Source organism: Rhizobium sp. UFLA01-1127, from assembly GCF_059803845.1.
In genome coordinates this window covers 1-9,162 of record NZ_JAUQTZ010000194.1, presented here as the reverse complement: position 1 = coordinate 9,162, position 9,162 = coordinate 1, and the positions used below count along the sequence as shown (strand labels likewise).

At 59.8% G+C, this 9,162-nt stretch carries 8 protein-coding genes; 4 read left to right on the top strand and 4 right to left on the bottom strand.

Annotated elements, in window-relative coordinates:
- Window positions 1-233: 233 nt before the first annotated feature.
- From Q4Q11_RS29380 to Q4Q11_RS29365, 4 genes are read right to left on the bottom strand one after another with little or no spacing between them, the layout of a single operon-like run.
- A complete protein-coding gene (locus Q4Q11_RS29380) occupies window positions 234-1,292 on the bottom strand; it encodes an ABC transporter ATP-binding protein (protein WP_113217693.1) in 1,059 nt (352 codons plus the stop codon).
- 7 nt (window positions 1,293-1,299) lie between these two features.
- Entirely contained in the window at window positions 1,300-2,088 is a 789-nt protein-coding gene (locus tag Q4Q11_RS29375; RefSeq protein ID WP_113217692.1) for an ABC transporter permease, read from the bottom strand.
- Between the two features lies 1 nt (window position 2,089).
- Complete coding sequence (locus tag Q4Q11_RS29370) at window positions 2,090-2,914, bottom strand: ABC transporter permease (protein ID WP_113217691.1); 825 nt, start codon at window positions 2,912-2,914, stop codon at window positions 2,090-2,092.
- 46 nt (window positions 2,915-2,960) lie between these two features.
- A complete protein-coding gene (locus Q4Q11_RS29365; protein ID WP_498571676.1) occupies window positions 2,961-3,998 on the bottom strand; it encodes an ABC transporter substrate-binding protein in 1,038 nt (345 codons plus the stop codon).
- Between the two features lie 273 nt (window positions 3,999-4,271).
- Between Q4Q11_RS29365 and Q4Q11_RS29360 the strand changes: the two genes are divergently transcribed.
- From Q4Q11_RS29360 to Q4Q11_RS29345, 4 genes are all read left to right on the top strand, one after another.
- Window positions 4,272-6,149, top strand: a complete 1,878-nt coding sequence (locus Q4Q11_RS29360; RefSeq protein WP_113337689.1) for an adenine deaminase — start codon at window positions 4,272-4,274, stop codon at window positions 6,147-6,149.
- 222 nt (window positions 6,150-6,371) lie between these two features.
- Window positions 6,372-7,199, top strand: coding sequence for a sugar phosphate isomerase/epimerase family protein (locus Q4Q11_RS29355; protein WP_498571675.1), 828 nt, complete (start codon window positions 6,372-6,374; stop codon window positions 7,197-7,199).
- Window positions 7,200-7,554: 355 nt separating this feature from the next.
- Complete coding sequence (locus Q4Q11_RS29350) at window positions 7,555-8,343, top strand: EAL domain-containing protein (RefSeq protein WP_113217694.1); 789 nt, start codon at window positions 7,555-7,557, stop codon at window positions 8,341-8,343.
- Between the two features lie 97 nt (window positions 8,344-8,440).
- Window positions 8,441-9,025: a helix-turn-helix domain-containing protein gene (locus Q4Q11_RS29345; protein WP_498571674.1), complete on the top strand. Its 585-nt coding sequence runs from the start codon at window positions 8,441-8,443 to the stop codon at window positions 9,023-9,025.
- Window positions 9,026-9,162: the final 137 nt, after the last annotated feature.

Genomic DNA, 9,162 nt, shown 5'->3' with positions numbered 1-9,162 from the left:
CAATCCTTCTCTCCCATCTTGCCAAAGCTTGGACCTACCCTATCACTCGCGCCAAGTCTTCAGCTTCAATCGCGATGACACCTCCCCGCCCATCACCTCCACAACCACAACCGTCAGCCCAGAAAACGGTTCAATGCCTCACCCCAACCACCCCCCCTAAAAACCAACTCACCAAAATACGAAGCCTCACAACAAAACCGATATCCTCAAGCCATCCATGACAGCCCAAGGGATCATTTTTCCGGATGAAGGATGCAGCATTGCTCTGGCATCGGCGCGAGCACGGCGCTGCTTCCCGCTGCCATCGGCTCTGACAAGGCACCGTTGGCGACGATGGCACCGGCGGACGTTTCGCACTGATATTGATAGGCGCGGCCGAGATAGGTTCGTGTTCCCAGAACCGCCGGCAGACCGTTGCCTTGGCGCCGCACAGAAAGGCCGTCTGCACGGCAGCCGAGGACAAAATCGTCCGGAATAGGGCCGAAATCATCCTGCGATAGTGTGATCCTTGCGCCGCCTCCGGCCTCGGCTGTGACGAAGGCACCTTCCCGCTCAAGCACCCGCAGCGGCAGAAGGTTTTCGAAGCCGACGAAGCGGGCGACGAAGCTGTTGGCGGGCTTGCGGTAGAGGGTCTCGGGCGTATCGAGCTGCATGATGCGGCCGGCATTCATGATGGCGACGCGATCGGAGATCGAGAAGGCTTCTTCCTGATCGTGGGTCACGTAAAGAGATGTCGTGCCGTTGGCGCGCTGCAGCTGGCGGATTTCCACGCGCATGTCGATCCTAAGCTTGGCATCGAGATTGGACAGCGGCTCGTCGAACATCAGAAGCGGCGGCACTATGACGAGGGCGCGGGCCAGTGCGACGCGCTGCTTCTGGCCGCCAGACAGTGCCGACGGAAACCGATCGCCGAGGCCGGAAAGGCCGACACGCTCCAGCATGGTGGCTGCCTTTTGTTGGCGCTCCCGGGTCGCCATCCGGCGCTGCTTGAGGCCGAAAGCGACGTTTTCGAGCACCGTCAGATGCGGAAACAATGCATAGTTCTGAAATACCAGGCCGATATCACGCGCATGAGCGGGCAAAGTCGTCAGGTCACGGTCGCCGAGCTTGATGGTGCCGCTTGTCGGCTGCAGGAAGCCGGCAACAAGCCGCAGCGTCGTCGTCTTGCCGCAGCCGCTGGAGCCGAGCAGAGAAACCAGCTCGCCGGGGGCGACGGAAAGCGAAAGCTCCTGCAGGACGGCCGTCTTGCCGTAATGGGCGCTGATGGAATCGATGGAGAGCGATACGGTCACGGGGAGACTACTTTGTCAGGAAGGTGAGGCCCAGGGTGGCTTCGACGATCGCCATAACGGCGACGGTGACGAGCATCAGCAGCACGGAAACCGAGGCGATGGTCGGGTCGAAGAACTGCTCCATATGGGCAAGGATCTGGATCGGAAGGGTGGAGATGCCGGGGCCTGTCAGAAAGACCGAGACGGAGACATCGTTGATCGAGGTGATGAAGGCGAGGATGAAGGCGGCAATGACGCCCGCGCGGATATTCGGCAGCACCACGGTCAGGAAGGTCTTCAAGGGAGGGCAACCGAGGCTGATCGCGGCCTCCTCGATCGAGAAATCGAAACTTGCAAGGCTGGCGCTGACGACGCGCACCGAATAGGGCAGCACCAGCAGCGCGTGGCCGATCAAGAGGCTCGGGAAGATCGGTAGCCCGAGCCCGATCGTGATCGACTTCATCAGCGAAAAGCCGAAGACGATTTCCGGGACGAGGATCGGCAGCACGAAGAGCGTCGACAGCCAGCGCGGCAGCTCCACCCTATATCGGCTGATGGCATAGGCGGCCGGGATGCCGATCAACAGCGAAAGCGCGGTTCCGAGAAAGGCAAGCTGCAGGCTGGTAATCGCCGTCGTGCGGAAGGCTTCGATCTGGAAAATGTTCGAGAACCAGTGCAGCGTCAGGCCCTGCGGCGGAAAGGTCAGATAGGTCGTGTCACTGAAGGCGGCGCCGATGATGATGACGAGCGGCGCCAGAAGGAACAGAAAGACAAGAGCCGTGAAGGCGATGAGCGCGGGATGGACCGTTCGTGTCATGTCACACCGCCATCGGGTTCAGCCGTCGCGCGAGACGGCTCATGATCGCGACAATGCCGATCGTCACAACGACCATGATGGCGGCAATCGTCGAGGCGCCGACCCAGTCGAAGGTGACCATGGCGCGCTGATAGAGGAAGGTGCCCATCATCATCTGCTTTTCGCCACCGAGCAACTGCGGCGTGGCATAGGAGGTGAAGCTGCCGGTGAAAACAAGCACGGCGCCGACGATAAGGCCGGGTGTGGCGAGCGGCAGGATAACCTGGCGGAAGGTCGCGGCCGGCGTGGCCCCCAGCGAGGTCGCCGCCTGAATGAGATCCTGCGGTATGCCCTCGAGCACGCCGACGAGCGTCAGGATCATCAAGGGTACGAAGAGATAGACCATCGCAACGATGACGGAGCCTTCGGTATAGAGCATCGAGAGCGGCTCGCTGATGACGCCGATCGACATGAGGATGGTGTTGAGAATGCCATTCTTGCCGAGAATGATCAGCCAGGCGAAGGAGCGCACGACGACGCCGGTCAGCAGTGGAAATACGGCGGCAATGATCATCACGCTTTTGGCGCGCCCCGGCATCTGCGCGATGACATAGGCGGCGATGAAGCCGATGATCAGCGAAATCGCCGTCGTTACCAGCGACACCTCGATCGTCCGGAAGAGCACCGTGCGGCGGAAGCCGCTGGAGAAGAAGGCGACATAGGGGGAAAACACCCCCTTGGGTTCGCCGAAGGTCGCCGCGATCGTAATGATCACGGGAATGAGCAGGAAGAGCGTTACGGCGAGGATCGCTGGCGTCGCCAAACCCCATTTCATCAATTGCTTCATCAACCGAATTCCGTGAGAACGCCGCAGAAATGTGCGGCATGCCCTGTTACATGCCGAAGATTTCGTTCCAGCGGTCGACCCAGTCCGACTGCGCCTCGATCAGCTTCTGATAATCGATGCGGCTGAGCTTGGCGATCATCTCGGCGCCGTAGGTCCAGAGTTTGGCTTTTTCCGGCGGCAGCACGACCTTCGTAGAGACGGGCGCGTCGACGCCCTGCTCGGCTTCCGCCTGCTGCACATCTTTCGATAGGACGAAATTGATGAACTGGTGCGCAAGCTCGACGTTTTCGGAGCCCTTGGGGATATTGACCGTATTGAGGACGGCGATATCGCCTTCCTTCAGATCGGCCCAGGCCATTGTCGGCACGGCTGACCGCAGGGATGTCAGAACGAAATCCTGCGTGATCGCCACCTTGGCCTCGCCTGTCGAAATCAGGTTCACCAATTCGGAGCCGGTATTGTAGTTCTTGACGACATTCGGTTTCAGCGCCTCTATGGCTTCGAAGGCCTTGTCTGCGTCCTCGTAAGGATCGACGCCGGCATGCTTGCCGGCTTCGAGGACCGTCAGCGGCCCGCCAGTCGTGGTAATGCCCGGCAGCGAAATCGCTCCCTTCAGGTCGGCGCGCCAGAGATCATTCCAGGAGGTGATCGGCGGATTTACCTTCGCCGTATCGTAGACGATTCCAATACGGCCGATCGTATAGGCGGGGCCGTAATTGCCCTGCGGTGCCCTCGCGATGTCGTAGAGATCGGCGAGATTCGGGATCTTGCTGCGGTCTACTTCCTGGAAGAGGCCCTGCTGGATGCCGAGCTGCGAATAGCTGTCGGTGAGATAGATGACGTCGACGCCCTTGCCGCCGCGCAGTTTCAGCTTGTTGAGACGGTCGGCATTGTTGCCGGTCTCGAAGACGACATCGCAGCCGCAGATCTTCTTGAAGGGCTCGATGATGTTGGCCTGCATCTTCTCGCCATTATATCCCCACCAGGAAACGGTCAGCGTCTTTGCCTGGGCGAAAGCCGGCATCGCGGTTGCTGCGGCAAGGAGGGTTAATCCCGCTGCGCGGGCAAGGGTGAGGCCTTTCATTCTCGAAATCCTTTTGGTCAATGAAATCGGGCATATGTTTCAAGCTTCGAGGATACTATTTTTCGAGCACCCGCTTTACAAGCCCAACAAATGGGCAGGGTGGTAAGTTTTTGCATTTCATAGGATGAAATATCCTGCGTCGCCGCGCGCCGAATGCAGGTTTATGGAAGTAGCTGAGATCACCAGACTTCCTTGACTTGATCGGCCAGCTTTACAGGCTCGTTCGTCATCTCTACCCTCCGCTGATCGGTTTTACTGACAGGCATACTTTTCATGACATCCCCGAAAACGACCCTTCCTGACGATCTGCTGGTCAATGCGGCGGATGAAGTGCTGATCCGTCAGGATTTGACGTTGACCGCTCTCGGCCGCCGTTCGGCGGATCGCTTGCTGCGTGTCGGCAAGCTTCTGGATGTGCATAGCCGCACCTGGCTGGACGATCAGGAAATAGTCATCAAGGGCCGGCGGATCGCCTATGTCGGCCCGGTCGGCAGCTATCGGGGCGAGGTGAGCGAGCGGGTGCACGAACCGCATCTTTCGGCGGTTCCCGGCTTCGGCGAAGCGCATAAGCATATCGAGAGTTCGCATCTGACGCCGGAGTGGGAAGCGGCTCTCGTCATACCGCACGGCGTAACCTGGACCTGCGAGGCAAGTCACGAGTTTTCCAATGTGAATGGCGCCCGCAATCTCGAATTCTGGCTGGAAGCGCGCCGCCGCGGCTCGCCGATGAAGATTTTCCCCTTGCCGGGATCGGCTGTGCCACCAACCGCTTACGAATGGGGCGGCGGTCACTTCGGCTATGAGGAGCAGAAGTCTTTCCTCAAAGAGAGCTTAATGGTTGCCGGTCTCGACGAGGTCATGGATTGGCCGTCTGTCAGCAATCCGGAGAATCCGGCTTACGATCGGCTTTGGGGCATGATCCGCGCCACGTTCGAGCAGCGCGGTGTCGTCGAGGGGCATGGTGCAGGCTTGCGCGACCTGGCTTCCATCAATGCCTTTGCTGGCGCGGGTCTCGCTTCCGATCATGAGGGCTGGTTTCTCGACGAAATCTGGGAAAAGCTGACGCATGGCCTGTTCATCGAGCTGCGCCCGCATTCCTTGCCTGAGGTCATTCGCGGGTTGATCGAGAAGGGCCTGTCCGACTGGTCGCAGATCGCCTTCGTCACCGACGATCGCAGCGCTACCGATACGCTGAAGATCGGCGCAACGGACTATAATGTCCGCCTTGCGATCGAGAACGGGCTGCCGCCCGAAATCGCCATTCAATGCGTGACGATCAATCCTGCGCGCCATATGCGGCTCACACCCTGGGTCGGCTCGATTGCGCCCGGCCGTTTTGCCGATATCGTGCTTCTGGACGAGGTGAAGACACTGTCGATCGCCAAGGTCTGGGCAGATGGTAGGCCGGCTTCAGAAGGTAAGACGTTCGTCGGTGTTCGGCCTGCGATTGACTGGCCGGATTGGGCGACAAAGACGGTCCGGATCGATAGAACAGTTACGGCCGAGGATTTTCGCATTGCGGCCCCGTCGCAAGCTAATACCGCAAAGGCAGCGCTGCTGCGACCGTTCCACTGGGCCGATGATTTCATCACCATGGATCTGCCCATCAGCGACGGTGCGGTCCAGCGCGACCCGGATCGCAACGTCACCAAATTTGCGATCGTCGACCGCTTTTCCGGGCAAGCCAAGGTCGCGCGCATGTTCTGGCTCGGCACCGGACCGCGCACGCCGGATACCGCGCTTGGCGCCACCCTCGGACATGACAAGCACAATATCTGGGTCGTCGGCTCCTCCGATGAAGCCATGGCAATGGTCGCCAACACACTGAGGGAGCAGCAGGGCGGCTGGGTGCTCGTCTCGGGCGGAAAGGCCGTCGCACGCGTCCATTACGAAGTCGGCGGCCTGATGACGGCGCGCTCGGCGGAGGAGCTGGATGCGGAGATGCAGACGCTGTATAAGGCCGGGGCCGAGATCGACTGGATGTATGAGCCGACCTTCTCCCCGCGCTGGTGGCCGGGTTTTCCCGAGCGTCTCTCCTTTGCGACGCTCACCTGCGCGCCCTGGCGCTGGGTTCTGGTCGCCCCCTCGGAAAGGGCGCCGGAGGGCTTCGTCAATGTCGCGACGGGTGAAACGCATCCGGTCGTCTGGTAGGGATATCTATTTCATTTATTTTGGATATCCGCGCGTCTACACGGTCCGAGGCGATGGAACGGCCTTATGAGCTGAATACGGGATCGGCCTTGACGGCCGAAGTCAGCTCCTTAATTATCCCTTTGGTTACTTATGTCCTGCCGCAAATATCCGGCGGTGGCGGCGCCTGTCCGTCCCAGCGTGGTGCGGTCGGCATCAGGCGACCGGGCGGAGGAGGTTGTGGTGATTTCAATCGATAGCGATGGGCCGCGGATAATGTCGGCATTTTCCACACTGGGCTGTGCCGATCTAGAATTGGAGGAAGCCCTCGGACTGGCGGCGCGACATGGTATCGATGCCATCGAAATTCGCGCTCTTGGCGGCACTCTCGATCTCGCCGCCTATTTCACCGAAAGGTTCGGCTCTCCGGATCGACTTGCCAGGGCGCTGGAAGCCTCTCCCGTGCGCGTCTGCGCCTTCGATACTTCGTTGCGTCTTGTCGGTGCGACATCCGAAGCAAAAGAGCAATTCCTGCGTTACCTCCCCTGGGCCGAGGCCGCAGGCGTCGGATCGCTTCGGGTTTTCGACGGCGGCACGACCGGCGACACTGAGGAAATGGCCGAAGCGGTATCGACATTGCAATGGTGGAACGAGACCGCCAAGCGCGAGGGTTTCCGGGCCGATATGATCGTCGAGACCCATGATTTTCTTGCGCTGCCCGATACCATCGCCCGCTTTCTCGAAATGGCACCCGATTGCGCGCTTCTATGGGATACGCATCATACGTGGCGAAAGGGCGGACAGGACCCGGCCGAGACCTGGAAACAGGTTCGCGGCAACACGCGGCATCTTCATGTGAAGGACAGCATTTCCAAACCCGGGCCAAGGCTGCCTTACAGCTATGTGCCGCCGGGCGAGGGGGAGTTTCCCATGGCCGCGCTGCGCTCGGTGCTTGCCGCAGATGGCTATGCCGGCATCATGAGCCTGGAATGGGAACGGCTGTGGCATACGGAATTGCCGCCATTGGACCTGGCGCTCGAGGCTGCGCGTCGTAGCGGATTGTGGCCTTGATCATCGCGCTGTGGACAATCGTCGGCGCTCATTAATATCTAAGTTTAATTATATATAATAAAATCGTGTGGCAATTGACTTTTGCCGCGCTTCGTTAATTAGTGTATTAGCAACTATTAAACAATAAGCTCGCTGGCGTATGAGTACCAGGTTGGCTAAGGGTTTCGGTGCAATATTTCCAGCTTGATGAAGGGGAACCTCGGTGACATGGGGTTTAAGGGTGCCCGGACGATGGAAGAGACGGAATCTAAACTTTAGAAATCCGGTTCTTCGGAGCCGCATGCGCTGTTTCCAGCCGTCGTTCTCCACCTTCGGACACCTCTCCATCGCCGAGCCCCTGACGAAGGGAAGTTCGATGAGCGGTAATGCGAGCCGCGGAGAAGACGGGTATGGAGCCCTGATTTTAAAAGCGATCGCCGAAGGCGGCTTAGGCTTTGCGGCGCAGTGGGTCCATGACGCCGAAAATACCGAGGAGGCATTTTATGCGGAAAGCCTGGCGCGCGTAACGGATTCGAGCGGCACCGTGCACGCCGCTGGCACTTTCGTATCGCTTCTCGAGCGGCAGGATCGCTGGTTCGATGTGGATCTGCGCATTCTTGATATGGTGCTCTCTGCCTTGGCGGAGGACGGGCGGCTGGTTCTCGGATTCAATCTGTCTGCCGCCAGCCTGTCGCGTCCCGAGCGGTTTGCCGATGTTTTCAGCCGCATCAGTCGTCAGCCCGAGCTTGCATCGAGGCTCATCATCGAGATCACGGAAAGCTACCCGATCGCCGGTGCATCGATCGAACGCGTGAAGATGATCCGTGCCCTCGGCTGCCGTATCGCAATCGACGATTTCGGATCCGGCTTTGCCACGCCGGTGTCGCTGCTGCAGATCGTTGCCGATATCGTCAAGATCGATGCTGCCTTCACCCGCGACAACAGGCGCGGCCGCGATGGAAGCGACAGCCTCTCTCATCTCGTGGGCTTTGCGTCCTGCTTTGCTCCCTTCGTCGTCGTGGAAGGGATTGAAACGAACTCCCAGCTCGATGTCGCAAGAGAGTCTGGCGCAACGCATGTGCAGGGGTTTCTGCTGTCGAAGCCGGTTTCGTTGGCGCAGCTTCGGCGCCGCAAGGGCAAGGCCATTCTGCGGGGGGTGGGATGACTACTCCTGCCGTTAGCGTGACGGACACGATCGCAACTTCGATACTCAACCTTCGCCGAACACGGTTTGGACCCTCGGTCCTGCAGGTGTCGCCGTGATGGAGCAGCCTGGTTTCACATCATCGTATCGCATCGCAGCCGCACGAGCCGCAGACGCGCTCAAGACGAAAACCTTGCTGCACGCGCTGGTGAGCCGGCTTCGCACGGCCTTCTCCGGCAGTCCTGGAGCATTGACCGTCACCTATGCAGGCGGGGCCGCGCCGCACGTTCTTATTCGTGATTACGCCGCGGTCGCCGTTGGCCGCGTGATGATAGACGACGAGACCGGGCTCTATGTTTTTTGCGAATTTGGTGATCATGCCGCCGATGCCATCATCGTGACGGCAAGCGAGAATCGCCTGACCGAAGAGATCGCCCTCCATCTTTGCGATGGCTGTTCGAGGCAGCGGTCGGTCGATACGGAGGTGGGCAGCCTTGTCGGCCAGACCATGGAGGATGTCGAACGCAAGCTCATTCTCCAGACGCCTCATCATTGTGATAGAGATTCCACGCATGCAGCATTCATGCTCGGCATGCCGCTCGTTACCCTCTGCAACAAGCTGGCGGTCTATTTTGCGGACCCCGTCGGCGATCCGCCGCAGGCGGCGGAGACAGGGCAGCGGGCGGTTGGCTGCCGATTATGACTGCCGCCCCGCCCTGCGCGAACGCTATCTGCGCCGGTATCCGAGCCGGGGATCGAGCGATGGGAATACGGTGCGACTTGAAACGGTGGAGCATCCGCTTGCGGATGTTGCACATGATGCAATTCGGGCGTGGCGGC

Coding starts and splice junctions, on each gene's coding strand:
- Q4Q11_RS29370 (WP_113217691.1), bottom strand. CDS start 2,914: ATGAAGCAATTGATGAAATGGGGTTTGGCGACGCCAGCGATCCTCGCC.
- Q4Q11_RS29375 (WP_113217692.1), bottom strand. CDS start 2,088: ATGACACGAACGGTCCATCCCGCGCTCATCGCCTTCACGGCTCTTGTC.
- Q4Q11_RS29360 (WP_113337689.1), top strand. CDS start 4,272: ATGACATCCCCGAAAACGACCCTTCCTGACGATCTGCTGGTCAATGCG.
- Q4Q11_RS29350 (WP_113217694.1), top strand. CDS start 7,555: ATGAGCGGTAATGCGAGCCGCGGAGAAGACGGGTATGGAGCCCTGATT.
- Q4Q11_RS29345 (WP_498571674.1), top strand. CDS start 8,441: ATGGAGCAGCCTGGTTTCACATCATCGTATCGCATCGCAGCCGCACGA.
- Q4Q11_RS29365 (WP_498571676.1), bottom strand. CDS start 3,998: ATGAAAGGCCTCACCCTTGCCCGCGCAGCGGGATTAACCCTCCTTGCC.